This is a genomic window from Fibrobacter sp. UWEL (assembly GCF_900142535.1).
Taxonomy (GTDB): Bacteria; Fibrobacterota; Fibrobacteria; order Fibrobacterales; family Fibrobacteraceae; genus Fibrobacter.
Map to the genome: position 1 here is coordinate 44,878 of NZ_FRBE01000015.1, position 22,632 is coordinate 67,509.

Consider the following 22,632-nt stretch of genomic DNA (forward strand, 5'->3'; position numbering starts at 1 on the left):
ATAAAGATACAATTTAGCGGTTGCCCGGATTCAACAGCTTAAATGTTTCGTAATGATCCGCGGTATAATATATAATGCAGCCGGTCTGGTAGACCAGTCGCTTGGTGCCGCGGCTCTGGACATTGCCGTAGTCAACGTCGGCTTCGTGGTATTTGCCTTCGGGTAAGCTGCTGTGATAGTAATCGGGATCGGAGGCGTAGTTGTCGAAATTGTCCCCGCCAATCATGACTCCGATGGTTTTCCACGGATTAAAATTCCACTTGCTGAAAGTGTTCCCTGTGGAACTTTCGTAAAGTTTCTGTCCTTCGCTTTTGTCTACGTAATTTTGCGGAAGCTTGTCGAACTTGCAGAGGTATGCCGCCACGGAATCCTTGCTGGTGTAGATACCGGATTCTTCAACCACGATAGATTTTGCTTCTGTGACGGGTTTGCTAGTAGTATCCTGTTCCTGGCTGGATTCTGCACTATTGCCTGTGGTAGGGGTGCTACATCCGCACAAAAATGCGTTGACAACGAGTGTCAAAAGTACGATAGAGTGGAAGGCGGATTTCATACGTATGAATATAGCATTTGAAATCCTCGCTGGCCCTTTCTATATTTCACATCAAGGAGATCATTATGGCAAAGAAAGAAAAGCTGGCGATTTCCGCCGGCACTGCCAAGGGATCCGCGAACAGTTCCGCGCTGGAATCGACGGCGATGCGATCCCTTCGAATCGATGGCTCCTGCAACGGGGCGACCCTCCGTACCAGAGTCATCAAGAACAAGAAACTCTACAACCGAAACTTTAAGCACAAGAAGTCCTTCGCTGATGCGGGGGACTTTCTCTTTTTTATATCCTCTTTTTTATATCCTCTTTTTTTAGGGTGTTTTCGCTTTTTGTGTAAGTTTGTTACTATTATTTAGCACAAATTTTAACATCAGTTTAAAATGATTAATTTATCTTCAAACAGTACTTTTGATAGCTAGGAAAGGAGAAAAAGAATGGCTACATCTACAAAACCTAAGGCAAAACTTGTGATCGCTGTTTCTGGTGGCGGCGCCCTGGGCATCGGCCCTCTGCAGTTCATGAAGCGCCTGGAAGCAGACCTGGGCAAGAAGCTGGGTGACATCTCCGTTGCATTTGCTGGTACTTCTACTGGTTCCATTATCGCTGGCGCTCTCTGCCGCGGTCTGGATGCCGAAAAGGTTTATGAACTCTACCGCGAAAAGCTTCCCAAGATTTTCAAGAAGAAGAAGAACTTGGGCGTGCTCTCCAGCGACTACGTGAAGTACGAAAATGCTGGCCTGAAGGAATCCCTGTACGAAATCTTCGGTAAGCAGAAGATGAACGAATTCCCCAAGCCCATCTTCATTCCCACTACCTTCATGAACGGCGAAAGCGTGGAAAAGGTCTGGGATCGTAACGACTCCTGGATGGACCAGGCATTCGCTATCATGTCCAGCTGCTCCGCTCCCACTTACTTCGACACTCTGGAAATCAAGCAGGGCTCCAAGACTTGCTATTACTGCGATGGCGGCATGTGGGCAAACGACCCCATCATGGCTCTGGAAGCAGGTATGAAGAAGTCCGGCGAAGTGGAAAACTTCAAGATTCTCTCCTTCAATACCGGTATGCTTGTTCCCAACACCAAGCCCAAGAACTTCACCGCCGTAGGTTGGCTCTCCTACATCATGGACAACTGGGTTGCCCGTACCGGCAATGCCAACTTGTTCGAAGCCCGCGCCAACCTGGGCAAGGAAAACATCTTCCGCTGCGAACCGAAGGTGGACAAGTCCTACCCCATGGACGACCTGAAGAAGCTGGACACCGTTTCCGATATTTGGGATGCCTATTACGAAACCGTGAAGGCAGACGTGATCAAGTTCGTCAAATCTACCCTCTAATCGGCTTTTTCCCCTGGAATCTTCGTGAATCCCTCGCTTTGGCGGGGGATTTTCTTGCTTTGTCTAGAATTAACTATATTTGCGCCCATGGCTTTATGCATAGAAGATAATCATCTAGAAGCGGTCCAGCGTATTCTGAACCTTCATTTTGAAGGTATGGAAGTCTGGGCTCACGGTTCCCGTGTCACAGGCGTGGATCTTACGCCTGAAACGGAACTGGAACTGGTGGCGATTTCCGAACGTCCCCTCTCCTTCGAGGTCATGACCGCGGTGGAAAAGGCATTCGTGGATAGCGGACTTCCCTTCCGCGTCGACATTATGGACTGGGCTAAGCTGCCCGAATCCCTCCAGAAGCAAATCAAGAAAGAACACGTCGTGGTCCAGGCTGCGGCGGAACAGTAGTCATATGAAAATTCTCTTTCCCCTGATTCTCGTTGCCTCCCTGGCAACTTCAATTTTTGCCCAGGACGAAGTATCCAAGGCAAAGGAATTCATCAAGAATGGTGACTGCAGCGAAGCGGTGAACGTCCTGCAGAAGGTCTACAAGTCCAGCTTCAGCAAGTCCGCTGGCGAAAAGGCCGCCGTGATGCTTACCGAATGCTATCTCCGCGACCACAAGCGCGACGAAGCCAAGCAGATTACCTCCAAGTTCCTGGAATACTACGTCGCTTCCGACTATCGCGAACGTATGGAACTGGCTAACGCCATCGTTACTGTAGAGCAGGGTGCTCCCTATGATGGCGTGGAAGCCATGCTGCGCATCCTGGCTTACTCCAAGAATCCTGCCGCCCGTTCCCGCACCAAGGATGTGGTGATCAAGGTCCTGGCTGCATCTCTTCTGAATGCAGACCAGCTCCAGTCCCTCATCGAGAAGTATCCGGTGGACAAGGAAGTCATTGGCTGGATTCAGCTGCAGATTGGCCGCGAATGCCAGAACGCCAAGCGTTTCCGTGGCGCTCGCTACTGGTACAAGAAGGTGGCTAGCAACGAATCTTCCGAACTGGCAGAAACCGCAAAGCGCGGTCTTGAATCTCTGGAAGGCATGAGTGCTGGCACTCCTACCATCCTGGTTCTCGCTCCCCTTTCTGGCGACTTCGCCGAATTCGGTGCCGAAGCTATTCAGGGCGTTCTCCTGGCATACGAACAGTCCGGTCTCAAGGGCAAGGTCAACATCCGTACTGCTGACTCCCGCGCCGACGCTTCCCAGGCACTGCTTCGTACCCAGCAGGCGATCCACCAGGATAGCGTGATTGCAATCGTGGGTCCCATCATGAGTGGTCCTGCTGCCGCTGTCGCTGCCTGGCTTGGCACCAACCATCAGTATATCCCCATGCTCACTCCCACCGCTACCGATGACGGTATCGCCAAGATGGGTCCCAATATCTTCCAGGTCAACGTGACCATGGACTACCTGGCCCAGAGCATCGCGGACTTTGCAACCAAGTGCCTGAACATTCGTGAGTTCGGCATCATGAGCCCTTTGGGTGACTACGGTGCTTCCGTGTCCCGCAGCTTTACTCAGGCTGTGAACCGCCGTGGCGGCGACGTGGTTGCTTTCCGCAACTACGAAGAAGGCCATCCGGATTACAAGACCGAATTTGAAATGCTTCGCGACGTTCGCTTTAAGCAGCTGAACCGCCGCCTGAACATGAAGCGTGGCGCTTCCGACTTGAACGCTCCCAACTCCAAGTTCAACAAGAAGGAAAGCGACGTGGAATTCCCGGGCCTCCTGATTGCCTCCACGAATCCCAGCGAAGCTGGCCTCATGGCTAGCCAGTCCGCATTCTACCAGATCTCCGGTACCCTTCTGGGAACCTCCGGCTGGTACGGTCGCGACCTGCTGGTAACTGGTAAGAACCTGGTGGAAGGCGCCTACTTCAGTGTGCCTGCTCTGGACATGGGTGACAAGGATACATTCAAGGCATTCTCCAAGAGCTTCAAGGAACGCTGGGGCGCAGAACCTGCTGATGACAAGGTTAGCGGCCTGAGCTACGATGCGGCAAACATCATCTTCAAGTCCATGAACTCTGACATGAGCCTGACCAAGACCTTGAACAACTCCGACCAGTTCAAGGGTGTGTACGGCGACATCAAGTTCAAGCGTGGCGCCAACGTGAACACCAAGATCGTGACTGTCACCAAGGGCAAGTTCGAAGTTCTGGACGGCTGCCCGGAAAAGACCGACAAGAAGTAATCTGCATTTTGCAGGCTTGAGTATAGAAGAGACCCCGCGGCTAGTACGTCGCGGGGCTCTTTGTTTCTAGGAATCTCTATGGGCTAGTCTTCGTAGCCGCAGCCGATGGAGGCGGCGACAAATTCCGGGGACTCGCCGTTTCTGTACAGTACGTGGAGCGTATCGTCGTCCACAATGTCGTCCAGGTTTACGCCGCTGGTGGCGCTCAGTTCTTCTGCGATCCTGGTCTTGAAATTCTGGAAACCGGTGTGGATCATGTAGAACGATAGTGCGGATGTTCTATGGAGCAGTTTCATAAGACCTCCGTTTAGAATTCTGTTGCCCGAATGTCAACAAAACTAAACACAATGGTGTGTGAATTGTTGATACGTTGTTAAATCCTTGATGATAGTATAGATTTTTTAAGCCTAATTTCCCGAAAATAATGGAAAAGTGATTATTCCGGAATACTTTGAGCCATCAGTCCGGTGTCAGAGAGCCAGTGTTCCGGAGAAAGAGAGCCATAGCTATTAGCAAGGAAAGCTTATGGCAGGATAAAACTAGATGTTGGTCATTCAAAGCATTGCGTGTGCCTTTAAACTGATTGTAGGCAGGCGGCTCGCGCGAATAGGCTTATAAAATCCCGCGCGGTCCCAACATACTGTATTTGACCAAACAAATGAGCTATAAACAGGTGGCTCCACAGGTCCGGAATGATGGCTCCCATTTTTCCGGACTGGCGGCTCCGCCGCTCCGGAATAATCAGAAAAGTAAGAAAAGTGTATATGTCCTGCAGATTGAAAAATTTCGTGATTTTTTAGTACAAACGAAATAAAATGTCCTTTTAACCCTTTGAAATACAATAAGTTATCCTTTTCGAAAGACTGCGCCCTTCCCTACCGCGCATGTATGCAGGATCTATTCTATTTTGGAATAAAAAACAGGCATTTGGGAGGGTGCTGTTATTCACTGAAAAAAGCCGTCGTTTGTGAATAAACTGTTTAAAAGTAATTTTAAACACAACTTATCAACAATCGGCCTGGACAATTCACGTCTACTGAAAGGGTGGAAATTTTCTAAATTGCGTGCCATGAAAAGAGCTCTTGCCCTCCTCCTCATGACCTTGACTTTTGCTTTTGCTGATGACGTGAAGGCGACTCTGGCCTTGTCCGACAGCCAGATGGCTCTGTGGAACAAGGTCACCTCCCTGACTATGTCCCTGAAGTATGGCGAGGCTATGGAGGCCGCCAAGGAGTTCCGCAAGGCAAATGACGGTGCAGGCTGTGTGCTGGAAAACGTGGTTCGCATCAGCATGTACGACGACAAGGGTGATACTACCGCTCTCATCAAGGCCGGGAAGCAGCTGGAATCCTGCAAGGCGGAAGGCCTGTGGGAAGCCCTCCGCAAGTTTGAATTCGGCTACGTCCAGACGGAAACGGGCCACTCTGTCAAAGGCGCCATGACGACACGCTCTGCCGCCAAGATGTTCGAGGAATCCGACGAGCTGGACGCCAAGGCCTTCTACGCCATTTACGCCTATTACATCGACCAGAGTTTCAGCTGGGTTCCTTTCAAGTCCGACAATCGTGCCGCATACCTCAAGACTCTGGACGAAGCCTCCCAGAAATCCACCCGCTTCTGGCCGCTGTTCCTGACACCGCTTGTATGGATGTATTACGACAAGGAAGATTATGCCATGGGCGTCAAGCTTTGCGACCGCGGGCTGTCCAAGGCCCCCAGCCATCCGGTCCTTCTCCAGATGAAGGCCGACATGCTCTACCGCATGAAGCGTTACAATGATGCCGCATCCCTCTATGAATCCAGCGCTGCAAGCTACGAGAAACGCACTGGCAAGTCTATTCGCTACTGGTGTGCGGTGCTGAACTTGATCCGCATTTATCACGACGCAGGCAACCAGGAAAAATCCAGCGCCTGGAAAAACAAACTGGACGATCCTTCCTACAGGGCCCTTGAAAAGTGGATGCCCGGTTCCCTCATGGATGACTTGAACAAGCGCGACCTTATTTAAAGGCGTCCAGGTCCTCTGTTAAAATAATTTATCAAAAAAAGTTCGTACAAACGGGTACATCACAACGTGTTATAGGTATACACTCAACACGGAGGATGTATGCTTCAAAAAGCATTACGGATTGGATTCTTTCTGGACGGCTACACGCTAAAGAAAGTCAACGAATATTACAAGGTTCATCACAGATACCACTCTAACGTGGATTTCAGGGGACTCAAGAACTGGCTGGAGATGCACCTGTGCAAGGTCTTTTCCGATGGTAACAGGCGCGTGGAGATGGAGTGTCATTATTACCATCCCCATCGCAATCCCCACATTTATGGCAGCGCCGTAAGCGGGGTGCTTAAGCTGGAACACGAGCTTTGCACTGCCGGCTTCCAGGTCCACTACAGCAACATGACCGAGGACAACGGCATGATGGGCCCCAACCTGGGCCTGATGGAAGATGCCCTCCTGATCGCCTCCTATCACAAGATGGACATTGTGGTGCTTCTCAGTACCCAGGGCCAGTACGCTCCCCTTCCCGATAGGCTTCGCATGATGGGTGTGCCTACGGTTCTTCTGGGCTGGGACTTCGTCTACACCAAGGGGAAGAATGCTGTCCGCTGGAAGACGGATTCTGGCCTGCGGGATACCTGCGCCCACTATGTGGCCATGGAGAAGGTGATGGATATGGACCCCAAGTCGGACTTGCCTCCCCGTGGATTCTTCTTCCAGAAGGGCCGTGCCTTCGATCGTAGGCGGGACCCTATGTGGCGGGAGACCGTTTCCAAGATCCGCAGTCAGTTTGTGCCCAGGGCCCAGCAGGCGTAATCGTCTTGTATAAAACCAGGCGTAAAAAAAATCCCGCCTCATAAGGCGGGATCTTCAAACGTACTTTAAACTTCGATTAAAGCTTATCGTGCTGCTTCTTCTGCCAGTCGCTCTGGAAAATCCAGGTAACGCGGAGACCGATGCAGAAGGTGTCGCCGTCGTTATCGGTATCGTAGGTGCGGCTGCCATTGAGGTCATCAGCAAGCAGAACGCCTTCCACATCCAGTTCGTTGTAACGGATGTAGCGGTAACCTGCATAAAGGCCGATTGCAATGGGATCCAGTTCCAGGCGGACTTCGACTTCTGCTGCAAAGGTGCTGGCGAAGGTGCTGTAGTAGCGGTCGCGAGTATCTGCAGAGTTGGAGCCGTCGCTGACAGTGTAGTCAGCTGCCAGGTGGAAGTTGATCAGGTTGAAACCGATACCAGCAGCGGGAATGACGTTAATGAAGGTATGTTCGCCAAAGAGCTTCCAGCCGAACATCCAGTCTGCGCCGTAGGAGAACCACTTCACGTCGTAGAGGGGGAACTTCATGACGGTACTGCTGGCGGCGTCTTCGTCCGCATCAGCTGCTGCCACGGGGCTTGAGTTATAGGTCTTGCCGGGACGTTCGGAAACCTGTGTGGGCATGAAGTTGATGTCCATCCAGGTGAGGAACTGCTTGTACTGGGCACCGATGTTTACGTGGAGACCCAGGTAGTAGTCATCAAACTTGCTGTAACCCTTTGAGATGGATTTGTCAGCCTGGTAAGTCTGGGCTTCTTCGCTGCCTGCTTCGGCGAACTGACGGGTACCTTCGTAGAAGGCGGTCTTGTTCACGTAGGAAGCGAACTCGTCTGTCATCAGGCGGTAGTCAGCGCCAAAGGAAAGGAAACCACGGACGTGGTCCTTTTCATAAAAACCGTTGTCTTCCTCGGCGAGGGAAACAGTGGAAAGTGCCAGTACACTGAGGACGGCAGCTTTCAAAAAAGAGGTTATCTTTGTTTTCATAGTGAAAAAAATACATTAAGTTTTGGACTTGTGTAGGGAATTTTTTTCATAACACGTTAAAAATCAACGATTTACGAGTGTTTCGAGGCATCCAGGTGTTGAGTATTTGTGGAAAAATTGGGGCTCTTTTGGCTCTTGCCCTCCTTTTTACGGCCTGCAGGGAAGAAAAGCCTGTAATAAAGGAGAACGTATGGGATACCCATAGCCAGCTGTTCTGGGTGGATTCCGCCGGCGGGGAACGTGTGGCGGGAATTCGTTCCATTGTCGGGGCGGACACCCTGAAGAAACTTTTCGTGCTGCGGGATTCCGCTGCATTTAACGCAGGGAAAAATTTGCCGGCCGAACTTTCCGGTGCCATGGTTTTACGCACTCCGCTTAAGAGGGTGGCGGTACTGTCGTCGGCACAGATCGGCTACATGCTGCGCCTTGGTGTAGAGGACCGCATCGTGGCTGTAGGCGCCGGCAAGTACATTGCGGACTCCTCACTTTACGCGAAGGCCACCGCAGGCCAGCTGGTGGAGGTGAGCCCCGACGGAATGAACGTAGATTACGAGAAGCTAATCGCTTTAAAGCCGGACCTAGTCATGACTTTTGCTACAGGCGGCTCTCAGGACGATTACGACCGCATGGAAAAGCTGGGCATCCCCGTGATGCTTACCTCCGAATGGCAGGAAACTTCCGTGGCTGATAAGGCCAGCTGGTTGAGTCTTTATGGCGATCTGTTCGGCAAGGAAGCGCTGTCGGATTCCATTGAGAGAGAGTTTAAGTATGACTCGCTCGCAGCTTCACCTTGCGAAGGTCGTAAAGTTCTTGCGGGGATGAGCTACGGTGGCGTGTGGTATGCTCCCGGTGGCCGCAGCTATACCGCGGACCTTATCAAGAAAGCCGGTGGCTGCTACCTGTGGGCTTCAGACACTACCCGCGAGCTCCGCCTGACCATCGAGGATGTAATCGCTCTCGCAGACTCCGCGGACATGTGGGTTAATCCTGGAATGTTCGGCACTCCCGAGGAAATTCTGGCGGCAGAACCTCGTGCCGCCCATATCAAGGCTTTCAAGAACAAGAAGGTGTTCCAGAACGATGGACGTAAGGGACCCGGCGGTGGAAACGATTTCTTTGAAAGCGCCGTGGCGAGACCTATGGAATTGATCTGGAATTTGAGGGATTTATTCCTTGCGGATTTTCAATTACTGGCGGATAGCTCCGGCGGGGATGTAAAAAGTTTGCCTGGACTAACACCTCCAGTCCAGTCCCCTTCCGAGAAGGGGCCGAATAAGGCTCAAAGCGAATATTTGCCCTACACATGGTACCACAACATTTTCTAATATTTACGATATGAAACCACATACAGGTATTGGTGACTGGATTGCAGCGAATTACGAGCTGGGTACCCCGTTCTTACAGCAGGTGCCCCGTGATTGTGCTGACTATTTGCTTTTGAACGCCCAGATTCGTGAATACGATGCTGGGGACGTAATCATCAATGGCGGAAGCATTGGTGATTCCTTCTGCGTGCTTCAGAGTGGCCGCGCCTTCATTTGCGGTCAGATTCTGCCTGATGGGCATTACAACACGCTGGCTGCAGTTGAAGCCGGCGCCTGCTTTGGTGAAATGTCCATCATCTGTAACGAGGAGACCAGCAATACGGTGATTGCTGCCGAAGATGGCTGTACCGTGCTTGTCATCCCTCGCGATGAATTCGTGAAGTTCCTGGACAAGAACCCCAACATCATGGTTTACCTGTACAAGGTGGTGGCTGACCGTCTCCGCGCCAAGAACAAGGCCTTCGATGAATTCGAACGTCTGTCCCTGCTGGCTTCCGGAAAGGTGCTTCCCTTTATCGATTTTGCTCAGACCATGGAAAAGAGCCGCGTCACTGGCACCGTCATTTTCGAATGCAACGGCGAGAAGGGCTTCATTGCCTTCCAGGATGGTCGTATCTGCTGCGCCAAGTGTGGCAAACTGGCAGGTCCGGACGCTTTCGAGAAGATGCTCTCCTGGGGTGACGAAACACTTTACAAGCTTGATACTCACTTGATGCCTGAAATCGTGAATATCAACCAGATGACTGATACTACCAGCCTCATTCTGGATGCGCTCAGAAATATTGATGAAAAACAAAGCGCTCAGCACTAAGCTGGGCAATAACCCTGCCCGAACCTAGGGCAAAGGATAAAACGATGAACTACGCAGACGCAGGTGTATCCCTGGCTCGCGCCGACGAAGCAATGGTCGGTGTCAAGAAGTCCGTACGTACCACTTTCAACGAAGGCGTTCTCGGTGACGTTGGCAACTTCGGTGGCCTGTTCACTCTGAACCACCTGGGCATGAAGGACCCCGTGCTGGTCAGCTCCGTTGACGGCGTTGGCACCAAGCTGAAGGTCGATATCGAAATGGGTACCCACACCCTGCCTGGTCAGGACATCGTGAACCACTGCTGCGACGATATTCTCGTACAGGGTGCTCGTCCGCTGTTCTTCCTGGACTACGTGGCTACCGGCCGTCTGGAACCGGGTGTCATGGACCAGCTGGTCGCAGGTATGGCTAAGGCTTGCCGCGAAAACGGTCTCGTCCTCATCGGCGGTGAAACTGCAGAAATGCCGGGCTTCTACGGTCCGGGCGACTACGATATTTCCGGCACCATCGTGGGTGTTGTGGAACGCGAAAACATCATCGACGGCAAGAAGATCAAGCCGGGTACCATCATCCTGGGCCTGCCTTCTACCGGTCTGCACACCAACGGCTACTCTCTCGCTCGTAAGGTTCTCTTCGACGTTGCCGGCTACAAGGTCGACACTCCGCTGGAAGGCACCAACATGACCATCGGCGAAGCTCTCACCATGCCGCATCGTAGCTACTACCCCAGCCTCATCGATCTCTGCAACAAGAAGATCATTCAGGGCCTGGCTCACATTACCGGTTCTGGCTACCAGGGCAACATTCCTCGTATCCTCCCGGACAATGTTGACGTTGTCATCGACCGTACCTCCTGGGATCCGTCCCCGATCTTCAAGCTCATCCAGAAGGAAGGCCAGGTCGAGAAGGACGAAATGTACTCTACCTTCAACATGGGCATGGGTATGTTGATCTTCATCGATCCGGCTGACAAGGCTGAAGTCGTTGCTCACCTGGAAGCCAAGGGCGAAAAGTGGGTGCAGGTTGGCGAAGTCGTCGCCGGCTCCAAGACCGTCAAGTTCAAGGACTAATGAGTTGCAAAGGGCGGGGCTGTTCCCCGCCACTCGGCGGATAATAAAATTAAGGACTACCTTTGTTAAGGCAGTCCTTATTTTGTTTGTAAGAGAGAGTTCTTGTTGATGTGAACGCTGGTTTAGCGGGTCAGAACGTAGGTTTGATTTTGGAACTTGACGTAGTGTGCCTGGGCGAGATTGTCTGCTCCGAGGGAACTGATGTCAAACCAGTGATCCTTGACGCAAACGCAGTTGGCCGTGGCCAGGATTTCTCCGTATTCAATGAGAATGGTGTTTTTGTTCATTGAAACATTGATGGTGGCTACGACATCGCAGGCATCCATTACATTGGGAATCATGACCTGGGTGGTGGCGCCTTCTGTAATCAAGGTTGCGGTGGGATCTTTCAGCTCCTCGGCGTAGTTCAACGTGTCTGCGGAGTCGGTGATGGCCATATCGGCGATGGAGTTTCTCTTTGCAAGGCCGCCGATGTCAACATCCTTGCATTCGCCCAGAGCCATGCCGTACTTGTTCGTTGCGGCGAGCTTGGATGTTTCCGGGGCAACGGACTGTACAGTGTCCGGGGTTGTGGGCTGAGCTGCGGAGGAATATTCCTTGACGATTTTAAGGAAGCCGCTTCCGTATTGATAGCCTATGGCACGAATGGTGGTTGCTGCGGCCTGTTCCGGTGTAACGTCGAAGGTCAGGGTGCAGCTGGAGTAGCAGGCGGTGGGGTAGCCGTTTATATGCAGGGTGGCCTTAAGGCTGTCTCCATGCGGGGTCATGGTGACGGTGGAGTTGGCCCCATTGAAACCGCAGTTAATTGTCTGATTCTTCATCTCCACCTTATAGGAACCGTTTTCTTCGATAAGACGAGCCTCCGATACGTCGTACAAGCGCGTGTTTGTCGGAATGACCTCGCACTGGGAAATTTCAAATTTTTCACCAGGAACGGTGCAGTAAGGTTCCGTATTTTGCTCGGGAGCATTTCCGCAGGGGTCCGCCACAAAGCCGGTGTCACCCGTGTCGCTGGGTGCATCATCCTGGGGAGTCGTGTATTCCTTCACTAGTACGTATGTGGTGCCATTGATGGATACAAAAAGCGCATTGGCATCGTCTTTATCAATATTGACGCGAAGGTCATAGTAGCAGGATCCGCAGTCAGCCGGCATATGGTTTTCGATTTCGATATTCAGGGTGTTGCCGTTTCGTTCGGTCTTGGTGGTGGTGTGTTTACTTTCAAGGCCGCAGGATTCTATAACATCCGGGATTTCAACCTGGTAGGAATTCCCATTTTGGATGAGGCGTGCTTCGAGCATGGGTGTCGCGGTTTCCTTGGCCAGGGCGCCCTCCGGAATTTCGTTTAGGGTGTTTCTCTTGCAGCCGTCGTGAGTGAAGCTCGCGGTTTTGGATCCGCCAGTTGCCTGGGTGGTGGAACTGTCATTGGAGCAGGCCATTAGGGCCATGGATCCCGCCATTGCGCCTGCCATCATTAAACCATAGAACTTCTTCATAATATCCTCCAGAGGCGTTTGAGCCCGATTTTTGTTCTCCATGACTTAATTCTAAATTCTTAATGAAACAAAAAACTGGGAAAAGTACTCTTTTTAAAGGATTTTTATTCACTTTTTGAAAAAGAGTAATGTAAATGATACAATCTGTTTTATATGCCGCAAATGTTGCCGCTAGTATGAACCAAACGTCCGAAAAATCCGTTTTGGGTACGAAATGGGAACATTTTAAACTTTCAAAAACATTCCAAGTGTTTGAAAATGAAGGACTTGAGTATACATTTAGGCTTGTATGATTTGAGCGCCTTGTTTGGTGAATTGGCGCAAGAGGTTTTTATGAGACATCCTTTTTACAAGAAGTTAGTGACTCTGGGTGCCGTGGCTATGGCTGGCGCCTTTGTGGCCTGCGGTGACGATTCGGGCTCCGGCAATCCGTCCCAGCCGGCCAGCAACATTTGTGCGGGAATCGTTGCCACGGAACAGGTTTCCGTCATTGATCTTGGTACGGCAAAGCTTCTTGTTTATCCCATCGGTATCGAGGGCTATGGCAAGGTTACCCTGGCTGACGGCACGGAATATGGCCGTTACGATGGCAGCTACATTTACGATTTGAACAACACTCCGGTCATGGAAGCTGGCTATGCCGACATGGTCAACAAGTGCGCCGCTACCGCAACGGTAGATCCGGGTACTGGCGAAGTGGTTCCCAACTCCTCTGCAAGTGTGCCTAACACCGACCCGGTGGCTGGCTCCAGCGCAACAGTTCCCGCATCCAGCGGCTCCGTGATTCCGGGTTCCAGTGCAACAGTTCCCGCATCCAGCGGTTCTGTAACTCCGGGTTCTAGCGCTACTGTCCCTGGTGGCGATCCCGTTCCGGCAAGCTCTGCCGCTCAGGATGTCCCCAAGGACGAAAACGGATTCCCCACTCTGGAATCCTACGGTGCACCTCCGGCAGATTACACCAAGGAAATTCAGAGCAATGGTAAGACCGGCTGGAGCTCCCGTTACTGGGACGCCTGTAAGCCGCACTGTTCCTGGCTCAGCAGCGTTGATACCACCAGCGAAGCAACTTATCAGGCTGGTATGACCGTTGCACGTAACTGTAATATTCACGACGTGGAAGTTCCCGCCTTTACCTTGGGCCATGCTGTTCAGCAGTACTGGATGGGTTACGAAGGTACTCCCAGTGCCTGCGTGAATGAAAATGCTGGCGGTACCTATACCTGTACCGACATGGCTCCCATTGCTGTGAACGAAAACCTTTCTTACGGCTATGTGGCTGGCTCCGGCGAATTGTACAAGTATGGTTGCGGCAAGTGCTATCACTTGCAGTTTAACGGTGGTAACCATGCTAACGACGTAAAGGCTACCCATAAGGCTCTTCAGGGTAAGCACATGGTGGTCATGGTTTCCAACATCGGTTACGACGTGGAAGCGGGTCAGTTCGACATGATGGTGCCGGGCGGCGGTGTGGGCGCCTTCAATGCTCTCTCCACCCAGATTGGTGTTCCGCCTAGCGGCCTTGGCGCTGGCAATGGTGGTTTCCTTACTGAATGTCAGAGCAAGCTGGGCTGGGATAACACCCTGGAAAAATACCAGCAGTGCGTGATTGAAAAGTGCGAGGAAGTATTCAGTCAGTGGCCCAACCTGTTGCGCGGCTGTAAGTGGTATGCCGAATGGTACATGGCCGCGGACAATCCTACCTTCAACTGGGAAGAAGTGGAATGCCCCCAGTACCTGGTGGACCATTACGTAACCAATATCAACACCACCAAGGAAAATCGTTACCGTTGGCGTGACGACTGGTCCGATTACAAGGCTGGTGATGAACTTGAAACTCAGGATTGCCTGACCGAAGAATATCCTAAGGGCTGTGCACCGTAATGAAGTATCCTTTTGCAAAAAGCTTTGCTGCCATCAGTGCATTGGCTGTTGCAGGTCTTGTGGCCTGCGGCGACGACAATCCCTCTAATCCGGGGCAGGGAAGTACCTTCAATCCGGAAAGTAGCTCCGCTGTTGTTCACCTGGATCCCAACTCTTCTAGTTCTGTTCCCGGTCAGGTTGTTCCTGGCGTAAGCAGTTCCTCGGGAAGTGTAGTCCCGGGTTCCAGTGCCGCCGTTCCCGCTTCTAGCGGTTCTTTGACGACTGCCTCCAGCGATTCCCAGCCAGGTGAAACTCCTGCAAGTTCCGCTGCCCAGGAAGTTCCTAAGGACGAAAACGGTTTCCCCACCCTGGAATCTTATGGCGCTCCGGCTGCTGCGTACACTATGGACATTTCCGCTACTGCAAAGCGTGGCTGGAATACCCGCTATTGGGACGCCTGCAAGCCTCATTGTTCTTGGCTCAGGGAAAGTGAAAACGATGTTACTCGTGCGGATAATTCTTCCAATGAGACTTACGCTGCGGAACTCATGACTGCCCGTAACTGCAATATCCATGACGTGGAAGTTCCCACCTTCACGTTGGGTAACGTAAGTAAGGCCTGGATGGGTTACGAAGGTACCAGAAGTGCTTGCGGCGATGAAAAGGAAGCTGGCGTATTTACCTGTACCGACATGGCACCCATTGCGGTGAACGATACTCTCGCTTACGCCTACGTTGCGGGTACTGCTGACAGCAAGTGCGGTAAGTGTTACCACCTTCAGTATGATGGTCACTTCAAGGATGAGTTTGAAAATAACCCGCCCAAGGCAACCCATAAGGCTCTTAAGGGCAAGCACCTGGTGGTGATGGCCTCCAACATCGGTATGGACGTGGCAGGCGGTAATCCCAACCTTCCTGCAGGTCAGTTTGACTTGATGGTGCCGGGTGGTGGCGTGGGCGCCTTTGATGCTCTTTCCACTCAGGTGAATGGCCAGAACGTGAACTGGGGTGCAGGCTTTGGCGGCTTCCTCACGGAATGCCAGAAGAACACCAATTGCGGTACCGAAGGTACTCTAGATTGTTACCAGACCTGCGTCAAGAACATGTGTGATGCTGCATTCGGTAACGCTGGCTTACCCAACCTGCTTCGTGGTTGCCACTGGTTTGCCGACTGGTACATGGCTGCAGACAATCCCACCTACTACATCGAAGAAGTGGAATGCCCCCAGTACCTGATTGACCACTACATGACCCGAATCAATACCACTATCGAAACTAACATCAAGAAGCAAACTGACTGGTCTACTTTCAAGGAAGGCGATGTGCTGGATACCTTGCACTGCTGGAAGGCAGGTGAAGCTCCTGTAGAACCTGGTGGATGGCAAAATCCCAGCGCCGGTTGCGATGTTGAGTAGTAATCGCTGAAGTAATCCTGATTTTAAGAAGTCCCGTGGTGAATCCGCGGGACTTTTTATATCTTATCACTTGAGGTTAGGTTATGCGTAACATTCTATTCATTTTACTTTTATTGCCTTTTGCCCTGTTCGCCCAGACAGACTGGAACAGGTCTCCCTATGATCAGCCTGCAGAACAGGAGGATGTTTCCACTGTTGATGTGGGAGCCTACGATCAGGCGGGTCAATATTCCGCTAATGGCGTCCCCTTGATAGAAGGCTTTTCCAAGGGATGGTTTAGTACCGGGCTGCTTGGAAGCAAGGTCTATATGCTGGAGGGGGATACCATTCGCTTCGATAGGGTAGAGACTATGCTTGCGGATATTCCCAAGGCGAAGGACGAACTGGCGTCCTCTAAACGCTGGGGTTATGCGGGTTTGGTCTTTGCGCTTACTGCAATTATTGGCGTAAACGTTTGGGCCTATGGATCTAGTGATGTTTCTGCAGGTGGCGGTATCGCTACTTTGGGAGGCCTCCTGCTGGAAGGCTACTGTGTGCGTCAATCCAACAACCACTACAACGCAGCCATAGATATTTACAACGCCCGATTGAGAGGGGACGACAAACCCACACCCTCTGACGTCTGGGATGACTAGGCTGTTGCGAAAATCTCCATATTATTGTAAGGAATCCGTGTAAATGTTTTGCACGGATTTTTTTTGAAAGTATTTTTTAGGCGTATTTGGAGATGGTGTATGAAAAATTTTAAAGTATGTGGTTTCGTTGCAGGTTTGGGCTGTGTTGCGGTTCTCGCCGCCAATGCCTTTGCTATTACTGCAAATCCTAACTTGAGCATCGGCAAGAATCTCTACGTAGATGGCGCCGTTAATACGAACTGGCAGCCGGGTGTCTATACTGATGGACATCTGGACTTTAACCAGATTGCCTCTGCTTCCGAGCTGGCCTTGAATGTGGGGGAGGGACCCTCCAAGATTTTCATTACCTGGCAGACCCGCGGTGACGAGGCCTGGACCAGCAACCAGTACGTGCAAGTACAAGCCTCCTGCGCCCACAATCCTCAAGAAGGTTCCAACCTCCAGAACTTTAAAATTCTGACCTCCGGCAACTCCACCAACGGCGTGGACGGTGATTGGGAAACCGCTGCGGAAGTGGGGGAGAGCGGCGCCATGAGCCGCGGCCTGGCCATTGATTTTGCAGGCAAGTCCTGGTTCAAGATTGTGGCGGAAAGCCCTGTCAAGAACCTGGAAGAAATCGGTGTGTTCGACATGAGTAATGGCGGCAACGATACCTGGTTTTTCATGGGTACAAGCATTAGCCAGATGGGCATGAAACAGACCACGGTGGACTCCAATTATGCCCAGCTGATCCACGCCCGCTATCCGAATTACTTTCCCGCCATGCTCCGTGGCGGCATTGGTTGCGTTACCAGCAGTGGCGTGGTGGAAGGCCTGAAGTATTATGCGGAATACGTCGGTAACGTAGGGTACTGGGCAATCGAGATGGGTACCAACGATGCCTGGGGCGGAAACAATTACAATGTGCAAATCTTCAAGAATAATATGCAGGAGATTATTGATACTGCGAAGGCCCGCGGTATTACGCCCATTATCGCCCGGATGATGGCCACCAATCCCGAGGTTGCGGGATGGCAAATCCACGAGGAATTTCTGACTGCAATCGAGGAACTGAGGGTCGCAAACGACCTGCCGAAAGGTCCCGACTTTTACGAATACTTCTCCAAGCATCCCGAGGAACTGATTGGCGGAAGCGATGGTGTGCATCCTAACGAAGTAGGTGCGGCCAGTATGAATCGCCTTTGGGCGGAAGCCATGGCCCCGCTATACGAAGCCAGCGGCAAGGATGGAATTGCTCCTGCGAGGAACCTACATTATGCCCTGCCACAAATCTGCGTGGAAGGAAACTCCATTGCGGTTTCCGGAGTTCAGGAATCCGCACAGGTAACGGTCCTGGACCTGATGGGTCACACCGTTGAAAACCATAACCTTCCTGCAGGTCGTTACGTCGTTCTCGTCCGCGGTAAGGGACTTTCCTATTCCGCGAAAGTGACCGTGAAGTAACAAAAGGTTTACCAAAAAAGTTTGTCACTTTCTTCAACTATGGTATATCTTTCCAACTCGAGTCCCACACGGACTCTGGTTGGAATCAGGAGATCATGGTGAAGTTTGTGCTGTTTTTGGCATGCGCCCTGGCGCTTGCATCTGTTGCTACCGCTACTATAGAAGTATCTAGCCCCCTCAAGGATGCCCGTAATGGCATGACCTACAAGGTCGTGAAAATTGGTGACCTGCAGTGGATGGCTGAAAACCTCAATTACGAAACCAGAAGAGACAGCTGGTGCCTGGAAGACAAGCAGGAAAATTGCGACAAGCTGGGCCGCCTCTATTCCTGGGAATCCGCCATGAAGGCATGCCCCGCAGGCTGGCGCCTTCCTTCCAAGATCGAATTTGAATACCTGGTAAAACTTGCCGGCGGCGTCCAGGACGAAGACATGAACTTCCTGTGGATCCGCGGCGCCAACGCCCTGAAATCCGCTTCCGGCTGGGAACGTAACGGCACCGACGAATTCGGCTTTAACGCTATTCCCACTGGATATTTCCACGGCGGCTTCGCTGACTTCGAAGATACCAACAAGGCCGGCTTCTGGTCCTCCTCGGAACACAACTACACCACCGCCTTCTACATGTCCTTTGACGCTTCTAATAAGAACGCTAAGATTGACAATCTGGACAAGATCAACGGTTACTCCATCCGCTGCGTCCGCTAATAGTTTCCGCTAGAATTTTTCTCTCTAAAAAAGGCATCCTTTGAAGGATGTCTTTTTTAGAGTAAATGGGAATAATTTATCTACATTTGGCGCTGGTTAGATAAAATAGGAGGACTCAATGAAAGCTATTGCTATGCTATTTGTAGCAACTATAGTTCTTACAGCTTGCAAGAACGACGACCATAAATCACCTCACGATCAGAAGGGCAGGGCCGAACAGGAAGTTGATAATCCCGCAGAAGTTCAAGAACAGGCCTTGAAAGCAACCTCTCCTGAATCAGCAACTCAAGAAAATGTTCAAAGAATTGCGCCTCCTAAGCCTAAAACAGCAGGTTCATTTGACTTCAGCGAATGTGAAAGTATGTTCGGCTCTGGTACAGACGACTTTCGTTCCTGTGTTCAGGCGAAGTATCCGAATATGAAGTTTGTTAAATAAAGGGGGGGGGCAATGAATAAAGTTGTCTTTTTATTTGGCGTGTTATTTTTTAACACGTTGATTTTAGCTGATTGTATTGTTTATGAAAACAGAGCATATGCAGAGGCTGGTTATGCTGCTTACGAAAAGGAGTGTAAGGCGTATGGTGGCGGAGGAAGTGTTTTTCAAGGAAACATAAGCGTAAGTTCTCCGAACAACACCTGTAGTGGTGGATATGCTGATGATGCTTATGTGCTGAGAGTTTCATGCAATACATGTAACTCCACGGAAATGCTGAGAGACATACAAGAGAATAAGAAATACTGCAAGGAACAATGTAAGTCGGCACAAATGTATTGTTCACACACCCTGAATTCCTGGGGTAGCAATTTGTCAGGATCCATTGAATCATGTGGCTTAGTAGACCACACTATTCCTGGTTGTTCAGAATCCAGTTCCTCAGCAAATTCTAGTTCTTCTTCCACACAAAGTAGTTCCTCATCTGAAGAAAATTATTCTTCTTCGGAGGAATATGGATTGGAATCCTCTAGCGATGGCTCTTGTGAATATGATTATTGTAAAGAAAGTTCTAGCTCTGAGGTGAGAAGTTCCAGTTCTGAAGAAAGCTCTAGCTCCGAGATAGGAATGTCTTCTTCATCCGAATCCAACTTAGTTACATGTTATACTTCAGATGGAAACGGTGGATGTAAGTTTTCTCGTTACGTCAGCAAGGTGAAACCGCTCATGCACGGCGAACCTTCTTTATCTGAAAATAATATGATTTTCTGTGAATACAAGGATAACAATATCCGAGTAGGTTATTTTGCAGATGTTGGTTATCCACAGCTCATTGAAGACCCTGAATTACCTTGGTATAAATGTTATTATGATGAATATAATTGTGGTAATTTAACATCTGCGGAAGCGAATCCAATCCCATCACTACATAATCCTTTTTATCAATGTTACATGAGTGAATTAGATGAAAATGGATGTAAAGAAAAAATCGGAGTATCAGTTTATGTTGACAAAAACCTTCAAATAACTGAGGGGACAATGAATTGGCTTCCCCAAAATGTTACACGAGAACAAATTATATCCATGGGCGATGAGATTGTTCGAATGGAAAGGTCTATGGTTGTATACTACAATGATAAACGATTAGGTACTGGGAGTTTGAGAAACATTAGCCCTCGAAATTTGGCAGGAGCTGTAGATTTTTGCAATGACATCATAAGTGACTACGAGAGAAGGAATAAATCTAGTTCGTCCACACAAGTTTCAAGTTCCAGCGAAGGATCGTCGTCCTCTGTTGTTGAATCTAGTTCAAGTGAGATACTTTTTTCTTCAAGTTCTGAAAAATATCCTGAATCAAGTTCCTGCATCATCGAAGAAAGCAGTTCCTCCAGTTCTGTACCAGAAATATTCATTGCAGATGGTTCTCAAGAATATACTCCAGAACAAATTTTCAATTCTGGCTTAGAGAATATGGAACAAGGTAAGTGCTATTCTTTGAACCCGGAAAGAGGTAGTGTTTCTGGGTGGAACATTAGCTACAATGCTCAAGACTCATGGTGGTGGCGAGAAGTTGATTGCGAAACAGGCGAAAAAACTGTTGAAAGTGGGATAGGCGTTTGTGCCGCATTCTCTGGATCAATGCCGACAAGTACATCTTCTTGCTATTCTTACAATGGTTCCTGTTACAAATGTGATAATAGCAGGGATTACGTAGATTGCAATGCCGATTGGCTATGGAAATATAACTTCCCATATCATGACTGGTTTAAGCAAGTTGATTGTTATGAAGAGGAAGATGATTACATTTGCTCTGATGTTGCCTCATTACAAAAGAAATCTTCAAAAGGGACTATTACCATCGATGACGGTGACGAAATCAAACAAAATGTGTTAAAAGAAACTTACTATTTTGATGCTTTAGGTCGGTCCATGAGGAGAAAAGAAGCCTTTAGCGTAAAACGCCCGGTTTATATAATTCGACAAGAAAATGAGAACAGCCAAAAAAGGAATATCTCAGGATCCAAGTATTTCAAAGCAATGCTAAAAACAATCAGTGGATCTGTTTCAGCTAATTCTTATGCGTCGTTCACATTTAGATCGAACTGTACTGAAAAAAGATATACCACTTTATATATATCTATTGAATTAACTACCCCTGAAAGTTCAATTAATACAACTTTAGAAGGAGATGATTCAGTTTTGAAAAACCATGAGTCAAAGCATAAAGCCATATATATAGATTATGGCAACAAAATATGGAATGAGCAGATGGAGGTATCTAGCCGATCAACAAATAAAGGTGTATGTAAATTGATTAAAGAAACGTATTGGACAATAGTAGAATCTGCATTTAGAAATATGTTAAATTTGCAGAATGTATGGGATGATGAAGATAGTAATAACATTAGTCATGCACGTATAGATGTAAACTATGAAATCAGCAAGTTGAAAAAAATATGGGACAACAACCCATGTAATTAAGATTGACATGAAAACTCTATTTCCTATTCTCTGTGTAAGTGCAAGTGCTTTTGCGGCACCTGTGGAATTATGTGTCTCGTTTGAATGTGAAAATTGTTTTTCTGTGCATGTCATGAAGGCCGAATCTGTAGAAAATCCTCAATGGATGTTTAAAGACTCTGTTGAATGCGAATGCGGCATGTGGCTTGCGCCTTCTTTTGAAATTCCGGACTGGCCCGAAGCACTTCCTTCAGGGGCCGGAGGGTTATGCGCTTCCATAGGGAAGAAGGAATCGGTGATAAAGATGCCGCCAGTACCTGAAATAAAACTTAAAGAAGGAAACATTGTTTATTCTGCCTATATTAGCGACAATAAACAAGAAGTCACTTCCAAATTCAAACACGATGTGGACCTCTTATGGAAAACCCGTTTTATATGCCAAGGAAACCTATCAAAGGATACCACTCTGGTTTATAAGATAAAGGCCAATCTGGTTGGAGAATGCTCTTCTAAAAAATAATAAGAAAGTCGTTTGGTGCTTATGATAGAAAAATTTTGAATTCTAACAATTATCTATGTGCTTCATTTTTTATGGAGCACTTTTTCTATTTTACTTCTTATGAAATATTTGGGGTTAGTTTTACTTTTACCGGCTTTGCTGTTTGCGCAGATGAGCGAGGATCGTCCTAGTCATCCTTACATTAGATATCCCTATGCTCATGAGGGGCTTCTGTCTTACTGGTTTGATGGCTGGAACATGGACTATAAGGAAGTTGATGTAGACGAGGTTATGCCCTTTTTGCTGGAGGATGAAAGATCACGTTCTTATGCCCGTGCAGGCAGTGTTGTGGGTTGGACGGGGGCCATTATGGCGATTGCAAGTCCCATACTTTTCTGCTCCAGTTTTGCCTTTATGGATCGTGTGCCTAACGAAGGCTATAGATATTCCAAGACATCGCAGGGAATTGCTATCTCCAGCGGCGTGATGTTTGTGGTAGGGCTGATCTTGTCACGACCTGTTAAGAACTATCTACTGAATAACGCCGCAGTTCAATATAACAAGGATTGATTTTTGACGAAATAAAAA

The 22,632-nt window shown here is 49.5% G+C and carries 21 protein-coding genes and 1 pseudogene; 18 read left to right on the plus strand and 4 right to left on the minus strand.

The genetic code is table 11. From position 1 onward, the window contains the following. Nucleotides 1-13: 13 nt before the first annotated feature. Nucleotides 14-553 (minus strand): ribonuclease domain-containing protein, encoded by a 540-nt coding sequence (locus BUB59_RS10425; protein ID WP_083540282.1) that lies wholly within the window; start codon nt 551-553, stop codon nt 14-16. A gap of 65 nt (nt 554-618) precedes the next feature. On the opposite strand from BUB59_RS10425, the gene BUB59_RS10430 reads away from it, so the two are divergent. From BUB59_RS10430 to BUB59_RS10445, 4 genes and pseudogenes are all read left to right on the plus strand, one after another. Then, a complete protein-coding gene (locus tag BUB59_RS10430; RefSeq protein WP_143160342.1) occupies nt 619-906 on the plus strand; it encodes a hypothetical protein in 288 nt (95 codons plus the stop codon). A gap of 78 nt (nt 907-984) precedes the next feature. Beyond that, a pseudogene (locus BUB59_RS15830) lies at nt 985-1,539 on the plus strand (patatin-like phospholipase family protein); the annotation flags it as partial. Between the two features lie 435 nt (nt 1,540-1,974). Next, nucleotides 1,975-2,289, plus strand: a complete 315-nt coding sequence (locus BUB59_RS10440; RefSeq protein WP_073229649.1) for a DNA polymerase III subunit beta — start codon at nt 1,975-1,977, stop codon at nt 2,287-2,289. A gap of 4 nt (nt 2,290-2,293) precedes the next feature. Next, nucleotides 2,294-4,081 carry a penicillin-binding protein activator gene (locus BUB59_RS10445; RefSeq protein ID WP_073229651.1) on the plus strand — a complete coding sequence of 596 codons (1,788 nt, stop codon included), beginning with the start codon at nt 2,294-2,296 and terminating at the stop codon, nt 4,079-4,081. Nucleotides 4,082-4,164: 83 nt separating this feature from the next. Here the strand turns inward: BUB59_RS10445 and BUB59_RS10450 are convergent, their stop codons facing one another. Then, nucleotides 4,165-4,377, minus strand: a complete 213-nt coding sequence (locus BUB59_RS10450; protein WP_073229653.1) for a hypothetical protein — start codon at nt 4,375-4,377, stop codon at nt 4,165-4,167. Nucleotides 4,378-5,150: 773 nt separating this feature from the next. Here BUB59_RS10450 and BUB59_RS10455 point away from each other — a divergent pair. Beyond that, on the plus strand, nt 5,151-6,089 hold the full coding sequence (locus tag BUB59_RS10455; RefSeq protein WP_234980024.1) for a tetratricopeptide repeat protein: 939 nt from the start codon (nt 5,151-5,153) through the stop codon (nt 6,087-6,089). A 99-nt stretch (nt 6,090-6,188) separates the two neighbouring features. Continuing rightward, nucleotides 6,189-6,902, plus strand: a complete 714-nt coding sequence (locus BUB59_RS10460) for an NYN domain-containing protein (RefSeq protein ID WP_073229655.1) — start codon at nt 6,189-6,191, stop codon at nt 6,900-6,902. Between the two features lie 76 nt (nt 6,903-6,978). On the opposite strand, the gene BUB59_RS10465 is transcribed toward BUB59_RS10460, so the two are convergent. Then, nucleotides 6,979-7,890 carry a hypothetical protein gene (locus BUB59_RS10465; RefSeq protein WP_073229657.1) on the minus strand — a complete coding sequence of 304 codons (912 nt, stop codon included), beginning with the start codon at nt 7,888-7,890 and terminating at the stop codon, nt 6,979-6,981. A 128-nt stretch (nt 7,891-8,018) separates the two neighbouring features. Here BUB59_RS10465 and BUB59_RS10470 point away from each other — a divergent pair, with 128 nt between their 5' ends. From BUB59_RS10470 to purM, 3 genes are read left to right on the plus strand one after another with little or no spacing between them, the layout of a single operon-like run. After that, nucleotides 8,019-9,215, plus strand: a complete 1,197-nt coding sequence (locus tag BUB59_RS10470) for an ABC transporter substrate-binding protein (RefSeq protein ID WP_073229659.1) — start codon at nt 8,019-8,021, stop codon at nt 9,213-9,215. Nucleotides 9,216-9,225: 10 nt separating this feature from the next. After that, nucleotides 9,226-10,026, plus strand: coding sequence for a cyclic nucleotide-binding domain-containing protein (locus BUB59_RS10475; RefSeq protein ID WP_073229661.1), 801 nt, complete (start codon nt 9,226-9,228; stop codon nt 10,024-10,026). Nucleotides 10,027-10,070: 44 nt separating this feature from the next. Then, complete coding sequence (gene purM / locus BUB59_RS10480; protein ID WP_073229663.1) at nt 10,071-11,096, plus strand: phosphoribosylformylglycinamidine cyclo-ligase; 1,026 nt, start codon at nt 10,071-10,073, stop codon at nt 11,094-11,096. Between the two features lie 122 nt (nt 11,097-11,218). Here purM and BUB59_RS10485 read toward each other — a convergent pair whose 3' ends face one another. After that, entirely contained in the window at nt 11,219-12,592 is a 1,374-nt protein-coding gene (locus BUB59_RS10485) for a hypothetical protein (RefSeq protein ID WP_073229665.1), read from the minus strand. Nucleotides 12,593-12,925: 333 nt separating this feature from the next. Between BUB59_RS10485 and BUB59_RS10490 the strand changes: the two genes are divergently transcribed. The 9 genes from BUB59_RS10490 (at nt 12,926) to BUB59_RS10530 (ending at nt 22,614) form a co-directional block, all read left to right on the plus strand. Further along, the gene (locus BUB59_RS10490; protein WP_073229667.1) at nt 12,926-14,473 is read left to right on the plus strand and encodes a hypothetical protein; all 1,548 of its coding nucleotides are present in this window, start codon (nt 12,926-12,928) and stop codon (nt 14,471-14,473) included. Then, on the plus strand, nt 14,473-15,867 hold the full coding sequence (locus tag BUB59_RS10495) for a glycosyl hydrolase family 5 (RefSeq protein WP_083540284.1): 1,395 nt from the start codon (nt 14,473-14,475) through the stop codon (nt 15,865-15,867). The genes BUB59_RS10490 and BUB59_RS10495 overlap by 1 nt, the downstream gene beginning before the upstream one ends. A gap of 83 nt (nt 15,868-15,950) precedes the next feature. Next, complete coding sequence (locus tag BUB59_RS10500; protein ID WP_073229669.1) at nt 15,951-16,502, plus strand: hypothetical protein; 552 nt, start codon at nt 15,951-15,953, stop codon at nt 16,500-16,502. Between the two features lie 99 nt (nt 16,503-16,601). After that, nucleotides 16,602-17,945 (plus strand): SGNH/GDSL hydrolase family protein, encoded by a 1,344-nt coding sequence (locus BUB59_RS10505; RefSeq protein ID WP_073229671.1) that lies wholly within the window; start codon nt 16,602-16,604, stop codon nt 17,943-17,945. A gap of 95 nt (nt 17,946-18,040) precedes the next feature. Next, nucleotides 18,041-18,652 (plus strand): fibrobacter succinogenes major paralogous domain-containing protein, encoded by a 612-nt coding sequence (locus tag BUB59_RS10510; protein WP_073229673.1) that lies wholly within the window; start codon nt 18,041-18,043, stop codon nt 18,650-18,652. 118 nt (nt 18,653-18,770) lie between these two features. Further along, nucleotides 18,771-19,088, plus strand: coding sequence for a hypothetical protein (locus BUB59_RS10515; protein ID WP_073229675.1), 318 nt, complete (start codon nt 18,771-18,773; stop codon nt 19,086-19,088). 12 nt (nt 19,089-19,100) lie between these two features. Then, a complete protein-coding gene (locus tag BUB59_RS10520; protein ID WP_143160343.1) occupies nt 19,101-21,566 on the plus strand; it encodes a hypothetical protein in 2,466 nt (821 codons plus the stop codon). A gap of 7 nt (nt 21,567-21,573) precedes the next feature. Beyond that, nucleotides 21,574-22,065, plus strand: coding sequence for a hypothetical protein (locus BUB59_RS10525; RefSeq protein ID WP_143160344.1), 492 nt, complete (start codon nt 21,574-21,576; stop codon nt 22,063-22,065). A gap of 135 nt (nt 22,066-22,200) precedes the next feature. After that, on the plus strand, nt 22,201-22,614 hold the full coding sequence (locus BUB59_RS10530) for a hypothetical protein (RefSeq protein ID WP_143160345.1): 414 nt from the start codon (nt 22,201-22,203) through the stop codon (nt 22,612-22,614). Nucleotides 22,615-22,632 lie beyond the last annotated feature (18 nt).